The 15695-nt window shown below is 54.2% G+C and carries 16 protein-coding genes; 7 read left to right on the top strand and 9 right to left on the bottom strand.

All coding sequences use genetic code 11. The features are described 5' to 3' along the window. Positions 1 to 4: 4 nt before the first annotated feature. Both dnaN and dnaA read right to left on the bottom strand, forming a co-directional pair. On the bottom strand, positions 5 to 1117 hold the full coding sequence (gene dnaN, locus Q1J43_RS03030; RefSeq protein WP_301100868.1) for a DNA polymerase III subunit beta: 1113 nt from the start codon (positions 1115 to 1117) through the stop codon (positions 5 to 7). A gap of 209 nt (positions 1118 to 1326) precedes the next feature. Beyond that, positions 1327 to 2730, bottom strand: coding sequence for a chromosomal replication initiator protein DnaA (gene dnaA, locus Q1J43_RS03035; protein WP_301100881.1), 1404 nt, complete (start codon positions 2728 to 2730; stop codon positions 1327 to 1329). A 300-nt stretch (positions 2731 to 3030) separates the two neighbouring features. Here dnaA and rpmH point away from each other — a divergent pair, with 300 nt between their 5' ends. Genes rpmH through Q1J43_RS03065 form a run of 6 tightly spaced genes read left to right on the top strand, consistent with a single transcriptional unit; the run spans position 3031 to position 7594 of the window. Next, positions 3031 to 3165, top strand: coding sequence for a 50S ribosomal protein L34 (gene rpmH / locus Q1J43_RS03040; protein WP_301100869.1), 135 nt, complete (start codon positions 3031 to 3033; stop codon positions 3163 to 3165). Next, on the top strand, positions 3162 to 3557 hold the full coding sequence (gene rnpA, locus Q1J43_RS03045; RefSeq protein ID WP_301100870.1) for a ribonuclease P protein component: 396 nt from the start codon (positions 3162 to 3164) through the stop codon (positions 3555 to 3557). The genes rpmH and rnpA overlap by 4 nt, the downstream gene beginning before the upstream one ends. A gap of 4 nt (positions 3558 to 3561) precedes the next feature. Continuing rightward, entirely contained in the window at positions 3562 to 3771 is a 210-nt protein-coding gene (yidD, locus tag Q1J43_RS03050) for a membrane protein insertion efficiency factor YidD (RefSeq protein ID WP_301100871.1), read from the top strand. A gap of 23 nt (positions 3772 to 3794) precedes the next feature. Further along, positions 3795 to 5489, top strand: coding sequence for a membrane protein insertase YidC (gene yidC / locus Q1J43_RS03055; RefSeq protein ID WP_301100872.1), 1695 nt, complete (start codon positions 3795 to 3797; stop codon positions 5487 to 5489). Further along, entirely contained in the window at positions 5455 to 6831 is a 1377-nt protein-coding gene (gene mnmE, locus Q1J43_RS03060; protein WP_301100873.1) for a tRNA uridine-5-carboxymethylaminomethyl(34) synthesis GTPase MnmE, read from the top strand. Before yidC ends, mnmE begins: the two co-directional genes overlap by 35 nt. Continuing rightward, positions 6821 to 7594: a sulfite exporter TauE/SafE family protein gene (locus Q1J43_RS03065; protein WP_366141828.1), complete on the top strand. Its 774-nt coding sequence runs from the start codon at positions 6821 to 6823 to the stop codon at positions 7592 to 7594. The genes mnmE and Q1J43_RS03065 overlap by 11 nt, the downstream gene beginning before the upstream one ends. On the opposite strand, the gene Q1J43_RS03070 is transcribed toward Q1J43_RS03065, so the two are convergent. The 7 genes from Q1J43_RS03070 to Q1J43_RS03100 all read right to left on the bottom strand — a co-directional run bounded on the left by Q1J43_RS03070 (position 7569) and on the right by Q1J43_RS03100 (position 14484). Beyond that, positions 7569 to 8357, bottom strand: a complete 789-nt coding sequence (locus Q1J43_RS03070) for an HAD-IIA family hydrolase (protein ID WP_301100874.1) — start codon at positions 8355 to 8357, stop codon at positions 7569 to 7571. The genes Q1J43_RS03065 and Q1J43_RS03070 overlap by 26 nt on opposite strands. Next, positions 8358 to 9962: an FAD-dependent oxidoreductase gene (locus Q1J43_RS03075; RefSeq protein WP_301100875.1), complete on the bottom strand. Its 1605-nt coding sequence runs from the start codon at positions 9960 to 9962 to the stop codon at positions 8358 to 8360. It abuts the gene before it with no gap. Positions 9963 to 10034: 72 nt separating this feature from the next. Beyond that, complete coding sequence (gene hemW, locus Q1J43_RS03080; RefSeq protein WP_301100876.1) at positions 10035 to 11309, bottom strand: radical SAM family heme chaperone HemW; 1275 nt, start codon at positions 11307 to 11309, stop codon at positions 10035 to 10037. Further along, entirely contained in the window at positions 11269 to 11883 is a 615-nt protein-coding gene (rdgB, locus tag Q1J43_RS03085; RefSeq protein WP_301100877.1) for an RdgB/HAM1 family non-canonical purine NTP pyrophosphatase, read from the bottom strand. The genes hemW and rdgB overlap by 41 nt, the downstream gene beginning before the upstream one ends. Continuing rightward, entirely contained in the window at positions 11880 to 12608 is a 729-nt protein-coding gene (gene rph, locus Q1J43_RS03090) for a ribonuclease PH (protein WP_301100878.1), read from the bottom strand. The genes rdgB and rph overlap by 4 nt, the downstream gene beginning before the upstream one ends. A gap of 8 nt (positions 12609 to 12616) precedes the next feature. Beyond that, a complete protein-coding gene (locus tag Q1J43_RS03095) occupies positions 12617 to 13537 on the bottom strand; it encodes a PP2C family serine/threonine-protein phosphatase (protein ID WP_301100879.1) in 921 nt (306 codons plus the stop codon). After that, positions 13534 to 14484 (bottom strand): serine/threonine-protein kinase, encoded by a 951-nt coding sequence (locus Q1J43_RS03100; RefSeq protein WP_301100883.1) that lies wholly within the window; start codon positions 14482 to 14484, stop codon positions 13534 to 13536. The genes Q1J43_RS03095 and Q1J43_RS03100 overlap by 4 nt, the downstream gene beginning before the upstream one ends. A 100-nt stretch (positions 14485 to 14584) precedes the next feature. On the opposite strand from Q1J43_RS03100, the gene Q1J43_RS03105 reads away from it, so the two are divergent. Next, positions 14585 to 15451: a YicC/YloC family endoribonuclease gene (locus Q1J43_RS03105; RefSeq protein WP_301100880.1), complete on the top strand. Its 867-nt coding sequence runs from the start codon at positions 14585 to 14587 to the stop codon at positions 15449 to 15451. Positions 15452 to 15695 lie beyond the last annotated feature (244 nt).

Consider the following 15695-nt stretch of genomic DNA (forward strand, 5'->3'; position numbering starts at 1 on the left):
TTTACTAAATTCGCATCGGCATAACAACGTATTTGAAACGGTCATTTCCTGGAATAGTCAACAATGCGCTCGAATTGGCATCGTTAAAACCCCACTCAACTGTTTCAACCGACGAATTATTAAGAACATCCAAAAGGTAACCAACATTGAAACCAACATCGATTAAATCACCGTTGTAATCGACTTCAATTTCTTCCTGAGCCTCTTCCTGCTCAGCATTCGCCGCCATAATCTTCATACTACCCTGAGTCAGAACCAGACGAACTCCACGAAATTTTTCGTTAGTAAGAATCGCTGCGCGGACCATGGACTGTAAAAGCGCAACACGATTCAAGGTAACAATGTTTTTCAGCGTCGCCGGAATAACCCGCTCGTAATCCGGAAATTTCCCATCAATTAATTTTGAAACAAGACTGATGTGGCCAAAATTAAATCGTATCTGGTTGCTTGCCAACTCAATTTGCAATGGCTCGTCGCTATCGGCCAGCAGACGGCCCAATTCAAGAACAGTTTTTCTCGGCAAAATCAGTTCCTGGCGCGGAGACGTCGCTTCACCATCAAGCGGCATGCTGGCATACGCCAAACGGTGACCATCAGTGGCTACCGCCCGTAGTTCATTTTCATCAACCAGCAGTAGTAGGCCATTAAGATAATAGCGAACGTCCTGTGCTGCCATTGAAAACTGTGTCTGTCCCAACAACTGACGAAACTGTTTCTGGGTAACCGTAATTTTTTTTATTTCGCCATCGGAAAGGGCCATCCGAGGGAAATCTTCGGCCGGCAGCGTTTGCAGCGTAAAACGGCTTTTTCCAGCTCTAAGCTGCAAACGCTTGTCTTCGAGATTCAAACTGACTTCGGCCATGTCCGGCAAGGATCTTAAAATATCTTGAAGTTTGCGTGCGCCGACAGTCACGGCAGCATCTCCGTCACCCGCAGCTCCCCCTGTTGAGGTAGTTATCTGAATTTCAATATCAGTCGCTAACAAAGTCAGCTTGTCAGCTTTTTTATCAAGCAACACATTTGACAAAATTGGTAAGGTATGTCTCTTCTCGACGATCCCTGACACCGACTGAAGTGGCGCCAGAAGCATGTCGCGTTGGGTTTTAATAAGAAGCATATATATAAATCCTATAAAGATAATATCAAATACAACCCTGTGAATATCTATAATTTATCTTTAATTATCAACTAATTACAAAAAAATTCAAGACTGTAGAACCTCTGTATTGAGCTGTGGATAAACTTTAACAAGTTATTCACACGCCTCGATTCGAAACCTTTTCCACTTTTTACACATAGCTTGTGATGGACTTATACATATGCGCACTAGCCCTTCAAAACCTGGAGGAGCACATGAACGTCGTGATTCAATTCGTTGTCCTTGCCGCGCAAAGTTTCAATAGTCCGTACAGCGTGCAAGACGGTTGTATGGTCACGACCGCCAAAAGCTTCGCCAATTGAGGGATAGCTTTGCGACGTCAGATTTTTTGCCAGCCACATAGCGACCTGTCGCGGGCGAGCGATTTGCCGCGTGCGTTTTTTTGAAAACAGATCGGAAACCTTTATTTTGAAGTAATCAGCAACCGTTTTTTGGATATTTTCAACAGTAATCTGCCGATTTACAGCGCCAATCAGATCCTTAAGAGACTCTTTTGCGAGATCAAGATCAATCTTTCGACCATGAAAAGACGAATAGGCCAGCACCTTTTTCAGCGCTCCCTCGAGTTCACGGACGTTGGATCTTAGATGCTTGGCAATGTAAAAGGAAACTTCATCGTCAAGTTTTACGTGTTCAACTTCAGCCTTCTTTTTGAGAATGGCGACGCGCATCTCAATTTCAGGCGGTTCGATCTGAACTGTAAGACCCCAGTCAAAACGGGTAATCAAGCGATCTTCAAGCCCTGAAATATCCTTCGGGTAGGTGTCACAGCTAATAACAATCTGTTTTTTTGATTCGATTAGTGCATTAAAAACAAAGAAGAACTCTTCCTGAGTCCGGTTTTTTCCGTTGAAGAACTGGACATCGTCAAGCAAGAGAACATCAAGCGAACGATAGTAACGCTTGAAAGCATCAAACGACTTTGTTTGATACGCGCGAACCACATCCGAGTAGTAATCCTCAGCATGCACGTAGCGAACGACCTTACCAGGATTCTGCTCGAGGATATGATTGCCAATCGCATGAATGAGATGTGTTTTGCCAAGACCGGCCTCGCCGTAAATGAACATCGGGTTGTAGGCTACACCACCTGGATTGATGGCAACTTGCACCGAGGCTGCGCGCGCCAGATCGTTGGCTTTTCCGACGATCAGGTTTTCGAAGGTAAACCCGGGAATAAGCCGAGTTTTTTCATAAAACGAGCGAGATTTGTCCAGTGGACGTTCCAGGACAGCCTGCGCACTGTTTGTCGTTCGGTCAGAACTGTTCGTTGCCGCTACGTCACTGGCGGTTTGAGATTTCTGTGGCGCCAGCGGAACAACTGCACGTTCCCCGAGCATTAGTGCGACGCAAACAGGTGCTGAGAAATAGGCACTGCCAAGTTCTTCAATACGCGCCAGGTAACGTTCCTTGACCCATTTCAGAATGAAGCCATTAGGGGCAAACAGGCGTAAACCATTGTTGAAATCTTCCTCACCTTCGAGGCGAAGAGGACGAATCCAAGTATTGAATTGCTGAGGAGGAAGTTCGTGTTCGAACTGGCTCAGGCAGGAAATCCAGAAACTACTCATAACTAGTGATTTAACACGATCCCGTTTAGGTGCTGCGATGGCAAAGTCGATAACTGGGTCGCTCTTCACACGAAACCACCCACGGCCAGGCAGGACACTATGGTTAGCTCGCCTAGGCTGGGATTGTTTCTGGATGTTTATTAGCGCTGCTTTCAGCCACTTGTAAGCGCTGAAAGGAGGGGATTCTAACCTGTCGGCTGAAAGTTATCCACAGCTTGATAAAAAATTTAGACTTGACAAGAGCAAGTCAGACAATGTCTAATTCCGCGTTTACTTTGTAATGACATCAAGGGTTTAATAATGAAACGTACCTATCAACCGTCGGTGATCCGACGCAAGCGTACTCACGGCTTCCTCGTCCGGATGGCTACCCGCGGTGGTCGTGCGGTGATTCGCGCGCGCCGCGCCAAGGGTCGTCGTCGCTTGGCCGTTTGAACGCCTACCGGCCTGCTGGAGGACACCAGCCAGCATCTGCCGCGTTTCCAAAGTACTGCCGACTGACAAAAACGGATGAGTTTTCATCCGTTTTTGGTTTCAGGAAGGCGCTAAGAAGCAGACATTTCCTGTTACATTACCGCCTTCGGGCGGCTGAAGAAACGATGGGTGCTCGCTTGGGTCTGGTTGTTGCCAAGCGTTTTTTGCGTCGTTCGGTGGATCGCAATCTGATCCGGCGACTGGCGCGCGAGAATTTTCGCCTGCTGCGCTGCCGGTTGCTCCCGCGTGACCTGATATTACGTTTGGCGGTTAAACCTGAAGCACTCGACCGACGCGCCCTTGCAGAAGAAATCCGGAGTTTGCTGGGAAAAATGATCTCACCTGAAGCATGAGCCAATGAAATTTTTGCTGTTGGCATTAATCCGCATTTACAAATATATGATCAGCCCTTTTCTTGGGCGCTGCTGCCGTTTTTTCCCAAGTTGCTCGGAATACACTGTCGAAGCGGTGGAAAAACATGGTGCGTGCAAGGGCGCACGCCTAGGCCTTAAACGAATATCTCGCTGTCACCCGTGGAATTCGGGTGGTTTTGACCCTGTCCCCTGAATTTTTAATCGTATAGGCCGTTCATGGATAACCGACGCCTGATCCTTCTTGTTGTTTTCTCTTTCTCGCTGGTCATGCTCTGGGACGCCTGGCAGAAATATAACCTGCCCAAAGCACCCCAATCGGCTGCGGTCAGCGCGACGGCACACGATTCGTCGATCCCGGTGCCTTCGGCTGCGCAGCCTGCCTCTGCGAGCTCGCCATCCGTGCCGGCTGTTGTCTCGGCGCCGACAATATCGAAGGGCGAAGTTGTTAGCATCAAGACGGACCTTTTCGTTGCCGACATTTCAACTCAAGGTGGTGATTTCGTTGGTCTAGTGCTGAATAACTACAAGGCGATCGACGCTAAGGAGACGAATTTTTCGCTCCTGGAAAGCAAACACCAGTATGCGGCGCAAAGTGGCCTGATTGGTGAAGGCTTGCCGAATCACAAAACGATATTTGCAGTGTCCTCCGATAGGCGCGAACTCGCTGCTGACGCCAAAACTGTTCAGCTTCGGCTGGTAGCCCCGGCAATCGATGGTGTCAAGGTGAGCAAGGTTTACACCTTCACTCGTGGCAGCTATCTCATCGATGTCACGTACGAGATTGATAATGGTAGCCAGAAGGAAGTTGCCGCGCATGCCTATTACCAGTTGCAACGTGATACGGTAGCGCCCGCCGGTGAAAGCCGGATGGTCAGCACCTTTACCGGCCCGGCGCTTTATACCGAGCAGGAGAAATATCAGAAGATCGATTTCAAGGATATCGAAAAGGGCAAGGCGAAGTTCAATACCAAGGCCGACAACGGCTGGATGTCCATGGTTCAGCATTATTTTGTGTCGGCCTGGATTCCGCCGGAAAAGCTGGCGCGCGAATTCTATGTACGCAAGCTCGAAGGTGGGGCTAATCCAGCGATTACGGCAGGACTGATCATACCGGCGCCAGTGGCCGTGCCCGGCAGCAAGGTTCGCCAATCGGTCTCGCTCTACGCCGGACCGCAAATTCAGTCGGTGCTCGATCAACTGGCCAAGCCCGTGGCCGAAGGCGGGATCGGTGCCCAGGGCCTGCCGCTGGTTGTTGATTACGGCTGGCTGACCATTGTTGCTGCACCGATTTTCTGGTGCCTCGAAGTCATCCACAAATTTGTCGGCAACTGGGGCTGGGCGATTGTCTTGCTGACCATTTGCATCAAGGCGCTCTTCTTTCCCCTGTCAGCGGCCAGCTACAAATCGATGGCCAAAATGCGCAAGGTAACGCCGCGCATGACCGCATTGCGCGAGCGTTACGGTGACGACAAACAGAAATTGAACCAGGAGATGATGAATCTCTACAAGACCGAGAAGATCAATCCACTCGGTGGTTGTTTGCCGATTGTGGTGCAGATTCCGGTCTTTATCGCGCTTTACTGGGCTCTGCTCGGTGCCGTGGAAATGCGCGACGCACCGTGGATTCTGTGGATCCACGATTTGTCCTCGCAAGATCCGTTTTATGTGCTGCCGATCATTATGATGGGGACCATGCTGATTCAGACCAAGCTCAATCCGACGCCGCCTGATCCAATCCAGGCCAAAATCACCATGATCATGCCTTTCGTTTTCGGCGGCATGTTCTTCTTCTTCCCGTCAGGTCTGGTGCTCTACTGGGTGGTTAACAATACCCTGTCCATAGCCCAGCAATGGCAAATCACCCGCATGGTCGACAGTGGCGGAAAAGCCGCCAACGACGCCAAGGCCTGATCCGGCGCCGCGCCTGGAGACTATCGCCGCCGTCGCCACGGCTCCAGGCCGTGGCGGCATCGGCGTCATTCGTCTCTCCGGCCACGGCCTCCAGGCCTTTGCTAGAGCGCTGAGCGGTAAGCAAGCGCAGCCCCGCTTGGCCACCCTGGCCGATTTCCGGGCGGCCGACGCGAGCCTGATCGACACTGGCCTGCTCCTGTATTTCCCGGCTCCTTACTCTTTCACTGGCGAGGACGTCCTGGAGTTGCAGGCTCACGGCGGCACGGTCGTACTGCAAATGCTGCTAGCGCGCTGCCTGGACCTTGGCGCTCGCTTGGCCGAACCAGGTGAATTCACCCGCCGTGCCTACCTGAACGGCAAGCTTGATCTGGCGCAGGCCGAAGCGGTTGTCGATCTGATCGACGCATCAACCGCAGCCGCTGCGCGCAGCGCTGTGCGGTCACTGCAAGGCGAGTTTTCGAAGGAAATTAACGCCCTGCTCGAGCAACTCACCGAACTGCGGGCACTGGTCGAAGCCAGCCTGGATTTTCCTGATGAGGACATCGATTTTCTCGAAGCGGCCGATGCCTTTGGCCGGCTTGAATGTGTACAAGAGAGGTTGGCTAAAGTTTTTGCCCGCGCCGAGCAGGGCCGGTTGCTGCAAGGTGGTCTGCATGTCGTCCTCGCGGGGCAGCCCAATGTTGGCAAGTCCAGTCTGCTCAATTGTCTGGCTGGAGACGAACTGGCGATTGTCACGCCGGTGGCCGGTACCACGCGCGATGCCGTTCGTAGCACGCTGCAGATCGAGGGCATTCCCTTGCACATCATTGATACGGCCGGGCTGCGGGTAACCGAAGATGAAATCGAGAAAATTGGAATCGCGCGCACCTGGCACGAAATTGACCGCGCCGATGTCGTGCTCTTGCTGGTCGATGCCCGCAGTGGTGTCGGCGATGCCGAACGAAGCATTCTCGCCCAGTTGCCCGCGCGGCTTGCGCGGATCACCGTTTATAACAAGATCGATCTGGCTGGTCGCACGGCGGAACGCCACGACGAGACCGATGGCCTGGCCATTTCGCTGTCGGCCAAGAGCGGCGAGGGGCTTGAATTGCTGCGCCAGGCCTTGTTGCAGATCGCCGGCTGGCATCCGGCCGAGAACGTGTTCATTGCCCGTGAACGCCACTTGCGCGCATTGACTGACAGCCGTCAGCACATTGCCTTAGCCCGTTCTCAATTGCCTCAACTCGAACTCTTCGCCGAGGAGTTGCGTCTGGCCCAGTTAGCTCTAAGTTCGATCACTGGCGAGTTTTCTGCAGATGATCTGCTGGGCGAAATATTCGGACGATTCTGTATTGGAAAATAGCCTTAACTTTCCCCTACTTGCCGTCATTGCGCTCTCGGCCCTATTTGCTGGCCTGATCGATTCAATGGTTGGCGGTGGTGGTCTGATCCAGATCCCCGCGTTATTTACCACCTTGCCCAAGGAGCTTCCGGCTACGCTCTTCGGCACCAACAAGATTGCCAGCATCTTTGGCACGGCGAACGCCGCCTGGCGCTATTCACGGCGGGTGAACATGCCTTGGCGTACCACCCTACCGGCGGCTAGTGCCGCCTTTGCCTTCTCCTATCTGGGTGCGATGGCGGTGGCCTGGTTGCCGCGTGACTTGTTGCGCCCGTTGATTTTGATCATGCTCGTCGGTTCTGCTGCCTATACCTTCTGGCGCAAGGATTTCGGCGCCTTTCACCAGCCGCAGCACGGTGGCCGTCGCGAACTGGTCTACGCCGTGATGGTCGGCGCAGCAATCGGTTTCTACGATGGGTTCTTTGGCCCAGGAACCGGGAGCTTCCTGATTTTTCTTTTTATCCGTTTCTTCGGTTTTGATTTTCTGCACGCCTCGGCCGCATCAAAAGTGGTCAATGTTGCGACCAATCTTGCCGCTATCAGTTTTTTTGTCCCCAACGGGTTTTTCTTGCCTTTTGCGGCGGTGCTTATGGCGAGTTTCAATATTCTCGGTTCGGTCATCGGCACCCATCTCGCACTGCGCCATGGCAGCGGTTTTGTCCGTCGGGTCTTTCTGTTAGTCGTTTGCTCCCTGATCCTCAAGTTTGCGTGGGATACCTTGTGAGCGAACCCATGTCATCAAGTACCAGCGCTGGCTGACGCGCAAGTGCCGGAAGGTCCTCGCGCTTGGCTTCGCCGCTTAATACGAGAATGAAATCAATCCCGGCATTTTCGGCCAACACCTTATCGGTACTCAAGCGATCACCGACCATCACCATGTCGTCCTGCCTGAATCGTTCAAGCAAGGGAGCGAGGATAAGAGTATTGGGTTTGCCAAAGACCAGTTCAGGCAGGCGCCCTGTTGCTGCTTCATAAAGTTTGACGAAGCTGCCGGTATCCGGTAACGGTCCCTGGCCTGAAGGGCAAACCAGATCGGGGTGGGTCGAGAAGAAATGCACCTCGGGGCGCTGCAGCAGCAGGCAGGAGGTGGCGAGTTTTTCGTAGGTCAGTTCGGTGTCGTAGGCCAGGACCACTGCCTGACAATTGGCATCTGCTGTAAAAACCACATTCGGCATCCGTTCGCGCAGGAAGGACTGGCAACTGGTGTTGCCCACCGGATAAAGGTACTTGATCCCTTGATGCTTTAGATAATCGATCAGGGGTAACAGGGGAGAGAGAATACGCCCCTGTCCAACATCAAGTCCGAAGCCTGCCAATTTTTTGACGTAGTCAGCAAGGTTCTTCGAGGTGTTGTTGGTCAGGAAGTAGATTTCCTTTTTTTCTTGATTGCGTTTGATGAAATCGATCGTACCCTGAATGGGCGTGTCACCGAGGTAGACGGTCCCATCCAGGTCGAAAACAAAACAGGTTTTCTTGAGTATGTCCACTTACAGTCCGGCTTGGTCACTTGCTTTCATTTCTTCGTTGCGTCGTTCTTGATCCCAGCCGAGTTCCACCGCCATCAGTTCAATGACCCGGGGCAAAGTAGCTTTGGCGGCTGCCGTATCAAGAAACGCCAGAGAGAGCCGCCGCGTCAGTACATCGCAGGCACGCTCGGCGAATTCGTGCCGCGTGGCGTATACGACTTCGGCCTCCAGATAGGGATGGTCGAGATGCAAACGTGACCCCAGACCGGATTGGGCAAGCTCTGCAACACGAACAGCTTGGTCGCCATAGGCATGATGCAGACGGTACGCTACGTCGGCAGCCAAGCCATAGGTTTGGATCAAGCCCTGTTCGGCCTGATGATTAAAATGCTCGGCACCAAGCAGCAGGAGTTTGTCGGTGTGGCAGGCGCGCGCTGGCGCCAGACCATAGCTATGAATCGCCTGATCAACGGCTTCCTCGGCCATTTTGCGGTAAGACGTCCATTTGCCGCCGGCAATGGTTAGCAATCCGGATGCGCTGACTTGAACAAGATGTTCGCGCACGAGCTGTGCGGTGTTTTTTGTTTTCGGTGCAAGCACTAGAGGGCGCAGTCCTGACCAGACGGATTTGATGTCGCTTCGTGTTACGGCTAGATCGAAATACCTGTTGATGTGGCGTAACAGATACTCAATTTCTTCTTCTTTGGCCTGTGGGTGATCTGTGATCTCCGCTGGATTTTCTGTCGTTCCGATTAAGGCGTGCCCTTGCCAGGGCAAGATGAAGAGAATCCGTCCGTCCTCGGTCTTGGGAATCATCAAGCCGGTTTCGGGGGGGGCAAAACTTTGCGCCAACACGATATGAATTCCGGAGCTGACTTTCAGAATCGGCTCGGCTGCAGCGTCGTCCATCTGCCGTAAGCGGTCGACGAAAGGTCCGGTAGCATTGATTACGCCGCGTGCGTGAATGGTGAATTCATTACCGTTGATCGTGTCGCAAACCTTGGCTCCGCAGAGTTTTCCGCTGGCTTTGACGAGGGACAAGACGGCAAGGTGGTTGGCCACCACTGCCCCATGTTGTTGTGCGGTCAGGGCCAGAGTAACGGCCATGCGGGCATCGTTGAACTGGCCGTCGTAATAGACGACGCCTGCTCTCAGGCCATCGGCCTTGAGCATTGGTAAACGTCGGAGCGTCTCCTGGCGACTGATCAGGTTACTGTGGCCGAGCCCTTTTTTGCCAGCCAGAAAATCATAGAGCAACAAGCCGGAGAATACGTAGGGGACATCAAGCCACCGGTAAAGCGGTGTAACCAGGGCGATCCGATTGGCCAGATGCGGTGCGTTTTTGAGGAAAGTTCCACGCTCAAAAAGCCCTTCCCTGACCAGATGGTACTGTGCACGATCAAGGTGTTTGATGGCCATTTCCAGGTAACGTACGCCACCGTGGACCAGCTTGGTGCTGCGACTGCTGGTGCCTTCGGCGATGTCGTTCTTTTCAATCAGGGCAACTTGCAGCCCCCGGCTTGCGGCATCGACGGCGATGCCGCAGCCCGTCGCGCCGCCCCCAATGACCAGGAGGTCGAATGGTTCTTGTCGCTGCAGGAAGCTCAGTCTGTGCGGTCGGTCCATGATTTTGACTAAATTGCTTCAAATTGTATGTAACAGAGAGCGATAACCATGCGACTGAGCCGTCTGCCTGACTCAAGGCGTGTTGCCCGGTTTTTCAGTGAGGAAGCATTCGAGCAGGCGGTTCAGATGGTGCCGTCCGAGTTCGGTGGGTGCGATATGCCCCGGCCGACGCACTATCAGTCCGCACGCTTCGGCTTGGCGCAGTTCGTTTTCGATACTGACGAGGGGAAGTGCGGTGCGTGCTTCGAAAAGCGATACGTCAAATCCCTGATTGAGGCGTAGCGCGTTCATCATGAACTCGAAGGGTAGATCGGCGCTGTCGACCGCGAATTCGTTGTCGATGAAAGTGGCCTCGGCAACCTTGGCCAAATACTGTTTAGGCTGTTTCCAGCGCATCTGTCGCAGTACCTGGTTGTGCAGCGTCAGCTTGCCATGCGCTCCGGCGCCAATTCCCAGGTAGTCACCAAACGTCCAGTAATTGACGTTGTGACGACAGTGCCGTCCCGTTTGCGCGAAAGCCGAGGTTTCGTAATGGGTAAAGCCCGCTATGGCCAGCCTGGCCTCGATGGCATCCTGCATGTCGGCGCAACAGTCGGGGTCGGGCAGAGCCGGCGGAGCCGCAGCAAAAGCGGTGTTGGCTTCGAGTGTCAGTTGATAGCAGGAAAGATGGGTCGGGGCATAGGCGAGTGCAGCGTCGACATCGTCCATTGCCTGTGCCAGCGTTTGCTCCGGCAATCCGTACATCAGGTCAAGGTTGATGTTGTCGAAGTGGCGGGTGGCAATTTCAATGGCGCGCCGGGCATCGTTGCCGTTGTGTATTCGTCCGAGAGCTTTAAGATGCGCTGGGTTGAAGCTTTGAATGCCGAGCGAGAGACGGTTGATCCCGGCGTCGCGGAAGGCGGCGAATTTTTCGCTCTCAACCGTTCCTGGATTGGCTTCGAGGGTGACTTCGGCGTCGGGAAGTAATGGAACGAGAGTGCGAATTGCCGTCAGCAAGGTGTCAAGCGATTGGCCGGAAAAGAGGCTCGGCGTACCGCCACCGAAAAAGATGCTCGACACCTTGCGGCCCCAGATCAGTGGCAGGGCCGATTCGAGGTCGGCAATCAAGGCTGCAATGTAGTCGGCTTCAGGAATCTGGCGGCGTGCTTCATGCGAGTTGAAGTCGCAATAGGGACACTTGCGTATGCACCACGGGATGTGGACGTAGAGCGAGAGCGGCGGCGGGCTGCGAAATTCGAGCTGTCCGGGAGCTAGGCGCCCCGGCTTGCCGTGGGCGACAATCGTGATTATTCGGGCAGCCTTGCTGTCAGGCATCAGCGATGGAGCGATTGACTGATAGGCGTTCAAGCAGTCGTTCCAGTGCCTGGCCACGATGTGAGCAGCGGTTTTTTTCAGCGGCGGAAAGTTCGGCCGAGGTCTGGTCGAGTTCGCGGATGTAAAACAGCGGGTCGTAGCCAAAACCTGCGCTGCCGCGCTCTGCCGTGAGAATCTCACCGTGCCACTCGCCTTCGGCAATGATCGGCTGCGGGTCGTTGGCGTGACGGACAAAAACGATGACCGAGACAAAACGGGCATTGCGGTCGGTGCGCTGACCGAGTTCGGCGAGCAGCTTCGCGTTGTTGCGCGCATCTGATTTAGCTTCATTTGCCGCAGTTTGCGCATAACGTGCCGACTGCACGCCGGGCGCCCCGCCGAAGGCCTCGACGCATAGGCCAGAATCGTCGGCGAGCGCAGGCAGACCGGTCAGTCGTGAGGCATGGCGAGCTTTCTCGAGGGCATTTTCGACAAAGGTGCAATGCGGCTCGTCGCTTTCCGGTACCCCAAGCTGCTCCTGCGGGATGAGTTCCCAGCCGAGCGGCGAGAGAATTTCGTCGAGTTCCTTGAGCTTTTTGGCGTTGTTTGAGGCGAGGACGAGCTTCATTTGGCGACGAGTGTGGCAAGAGCAGTTTTCTGCCGGGCGACCAGTTCGCTGATGCCGGTCTCGGCGAGATCAACCAGTTGGCTCATCTGCACGCGGGTGAAGGGTTTGCCTTCGGCCGTGCCCTGAATCTCGACGATGCCGCCGCTACCGGTCATGACGACGTTCATGTCGGTATCGCAGTCGGAATCTTCGGGGTAGTCAAGGTCGAGGACCAGTTCGTCCTTGTAGATGCCGACCGAAATGGCGGCGACATAATCGCGGATCGGATTTTCTGCCAGCTTGCCCTGGGCAACGAGTTGCGTGCAGGCATCGTAGAGCGCCAGCCAGGCTCCGGTGATAGAGGCGCAGCGAGTGCCGCCATCCGCCTGTAGCACATCGCAATCGAGCGTAATCTGACGTTCGCCGAGGGCCTTGAGGTCGGTCACGGCGCGCAGCGAACGGCCGATCAGTCGCTGGATTTCCTGGGTACGACCGCTTTGCTTACCCTTGGCCGCTTCGCGTGCGCTGCGTGTGTGCGTCGAGCGCGGCAGCATGCCGTATTCGGCGGTCACCCAGCCCTGCCCTTTGCCGCGCAAGAAGGGTGGCACGGACTCTTCAACACTGGCGGTGCATAGCACCTGCGTGTCGCCCATCTCGATGAGCACCGAGCCTTCGGCGTGGCGGGTGAACTTGCGGGTGATGCGGATGTTCCGAAGCTGCGCTGGTTGGCGTTGACTGGGACGCATGAAAATTCCTATTTTGAGAACTTCTGAATAGTTGAGCGGATTTCGTTGATCGCGCGCTCAATTTCTTCTTCGGTCAGCTCGGTCTTGTAGCTCGGATTGCGGCCGAAGGCATCGATTCTGGTGGTGATCGTGTCGCGCGACATTCTTTGCGTTGAAACGACGCTGGAAGGATTGGTCCCGTCTTCGACATAACTGTCTTCCCAGCGCACGGCAACAATCGAAAGGTTGTCGGCATTCGGTCCACCCCGAATATCGGCCTGGCCAAGGAGCATGGGAACGGCCTGCATCAGATTTTCGCTTTTCAAGGCGACGGCCAGCATTTCGCCCGGGATGACGCTCCACACGCCATCGGTGCACAGGGCCAGCACATCGCCAGTTTCCAAGGGGGTCTTGCGTGAAAACTCGATTTCAGGTGCTTTGTGCCCACCAAGACAGCTATAGACTTTGTTGCGATCCGGGTGCACGGCGGCCTGCGCGTCGTTGATCGCCCCCTGATCCTTGAGCAATTGCACGCGCGAATGATCACGCGTGTGGATTAGCACTCTTCCATCGCGCATCAGGTAAAGACGTGAGTCTCCAGCATGTGCCCAGTAGGCAATGTTGTCCTGGATGATGCAGGCGACACAGGTGGTGCGCGGCGAATCCTTGAGGTTGTGGGCGTCGGCAAAATCGGCGATGGCGCCATGGGCATTGGTCATCGCTTTCTGCAAGAACAAAAAGGGGTCAAGAATAGCGGGCGTTGCTTCGCGCTGAAAGGACTCAACCAGAACCTGCACAGCAATCTGTGCTGCTATTTCGCCGTAGTAGTGCCCACCCATCCCGTCGGCAACGACCATCAGTAATGCGTCGCGTGAATAACAGTGAGCCAGCCTGTCTTCATTGTTGGCGCGCTTACCGAGCCGACTTTCCTGGTAAATGGTGAATTTCACTTGGTGTCAGCCTTTCCAGTGAGTTTGCCCACCACCTGGCCAAGCCAGTTTTTTTGGGGCAACTTTGGTGGAGTCACCATTTCAGTCAGTGCTTTTTGCAACGCGAAGACACTTTGTGGTCGATAAAAATGGTTGAGGCACAAACACCAATCGACCGTTTCGAGTAATTGATCCGAATATTGCCCTTCCCAGCGCACCATGGCAGGAATCAGCCGATCCTTCTCGTTACGGATATCAGCGGCCTGGGGTGCCGAGCCGGCCATGCAGGCGTACATTGAGGCGCCGACACTGTAGATGTCACTCCAGGGGCCGAGCAATTCTCTCTGTTTATAGTGCTCTGGCGAGGCAAAGCCCGGCGTGTACATGGGTTTGAGCATAGGCGTATCGCTGGCTAGGGTCTGCCGCGCCGCGCCAAAATCGATTAGCACCGGGGTGTAGTCGTTGCGCATGTAGATGTTTGACGGTTTCAGGTCGAGGTGCAGCAGTTTGTGCGAATGCACTTCGCGCAAGCCATTAAGCAACTTGGTGAAAACGTTGCGGATGAAATTTTCGGTGATGACAGACCTGTTCTTCTGGATGAATTCCTGCAGGGTACGTCCTTGCTCGTATTCCATGACCATGTAAACGGTGTCATTGGCGCGGAAAAAATTAAGCACGCGAATGACATTCGGGTGCGACAGTTTGGCCAGTGCTCGACCCTCTTCGAAAAAACACTTCATGCCGTAACGAAAGGAAGGCAGGTGCTCTTCGGTAATGAGCGGCTTGATTTCACCCTCGCCACGCAAGGCAAGACTGTTCGGAAGATATTCCTTAATCGCCACAAACTGACCCGTCGGGTCGGTCGCCAGATAGACGATCGAAAACCCTCCCAGGGAAAACTGGTGCTCGATGCGGTACTCATCGAGTTGATAACCGGCAGGGAGGGCGTGGTTCGCTTGTTGCACCATCATCATCGAAGCTATCATGTGGTTGTCGGGTCATTTTCAGGCTTTAGTGCTTGACTGTAAAGCCGATTTCTTATCCCCACTACAATTCTTCGGAACTCCCATGATTTATAGCATGACCGGTTATGCCGCCAGCACGCTTGATGGTGGATGCGGCGCACTGCATATCGAACTGAAAAGCGTAAATTCGCGTTACCTTGATTTCCAGTTCCGTGTCTGCGAGGAGTTGCGTGTTGTTGAACCAATGCTGCGCGAATTGTTCAGCGCCCGATTGACCCGCGGCAAACTTGAATGCAGAGTGAGTTTCGCAGCGGCGACAACACGCACCCAGACGCTTTCCCTCAATACTGATTTGCTCCTGCGCCTGAAGTCCTTCGATGCCCAGATACGCAGTGAGTTGCCGCATGCTGCGCCGCTAGCGGTAAACGATGTTTTGCGCTGGCCAGGGATGTTCGGCGACGACTCGCTCGACATCGAGACGCTGCTTCCTTCCTGTCTGGCGTTGGCCAAGAACGCGCTGGAAGACTTTAATGCCAGCCGGGCGCGCGAAGGTGAGAAGCTGACGGCGGTGATTCTTGAACGGGTTGCCCGCATGCGCGAGCTGGTGCGCGAAGTAGCGCCACGAATTCCTGTTGCGCAGGCTGCATTTCAAGAGAAGCTCAAGCAGCGACTGGTCGACGCCGTCGGTAGCTCGGATGACGATCGCATACGCCAAGAAGTGGCGGTATTTGCCGTAAGAATCGACGTTGCCGAAGAGCTGGCTCGCCTGTCAACCCACCTTGACGAAGTCGAGCGGGTGCTGAACGCCGGTGGCGCCAGCGGGAAGCGCCTCGATTTCCTAATGCAGGAACTTAATCGTGAGGCCAATACGCTCGGCTCCAAATCCGTGCTCACCGAAGTTTCGCAGACGGCGATGGAACTGAAGCTGCTGATCGAACAAATGCGCGAGCAAATACAGAACCTAGAATAGGGATTTGTTTTTGCAATTGTCTTATTTTGGAATATATCCATAAAAACGGCGACACGGCGTAAAAGCTGTGTATAATTCGCCCCTCGCTGCAGACGCGGCTTGGCAAGACGACTTAGATTATTGTTTTGCGTGCTCTTTAAAAACATGACAATTGATAGGTGTGGGTTCTTGGTCTAGTTGATTATGCTTAGGCATAAGGCAACGAGATGTAAGCAACTCGCACGATGTAGAGAAAGTCTGACTA

Origin of the sequence: Propionivibrio sp. (genome assembly GCF_029255185.1) — a bacterium.
Taxonomy (GTDB): Bacteria; Pseudomonadota; Gammaproteobacteria; order Burkholderiales; family Rhodocyclaceae; genus Propionivibrio.

Bases quoted from the DNA above. Each gene is read 5' to 3' on its own strand.
- dnaN (WP_301100868.1), bottom strand. From the start codon at position 1,117: ATGCTTCTTATTAAAACCCAACGCGACATGCTTCTGGCGCCACTTCAG.
- dnaA (WP_301100881.1), bottom strand. From the start codon at position 2,730: ATGAGTAGTTTCTGGATTTCCTGCCTGAGCCAGTTCGAACACGAACTT.
- rpmH (WP_301100869.1), top strand. From the start codon at position 3,031: ATGAAACGTACCTATCAACCGTCGGTGATCCGACGCAAGCGTACTCAC.
- yidD (WP_301100871.1), top strand. From the start codon at position 3,562: ATGAAATTTTTGCTGTTGGCATTAATCCGCATTTACAAATATATGATC.
- yidC (WP_301100872.1), top strand. From the start codon at position 3,795: ATGGATAACCGACGCCTGATCCTTCTTGTTGTTTTCTCTTTCTCGCTG.
- Q1J43_RS03075 (WP_301100875.1), bottom strand. From the start codon at position 9,962: ATGGACCGACCGCACAGACTGAGCTTCCTGCAGCGACAAGAACCATTC.
- rdgB (WP_301100877.1), bottom strand. From the start codon at position 11,883: ATGAAGCTCGTCCTCGCCTCAAACAACGCCAAAAAGCTCAAGGAACTC.
- rph (WP_301100878.1), bottom strand. From the start codon at position 12,608: ATGCGTCCCAGTCAACGCCAACCAGCGCAGCTTCGGAACATCCGCATC.
- Q1J43_RS03100 (WP_301100883.1), bottom strand. From the start codon at position 14,484: ATGGTGCAACAAGCGAACCACGCCCTCCCTGCCGGTTATCAACTCGAT.
- Q1J43_RS03105 (WP_301100880.1), top strand. From the start codon at position 14,585: ATGATTTATAGCATGACCGGTTATGCCGCCAGCACGCTTGATGGTGGA.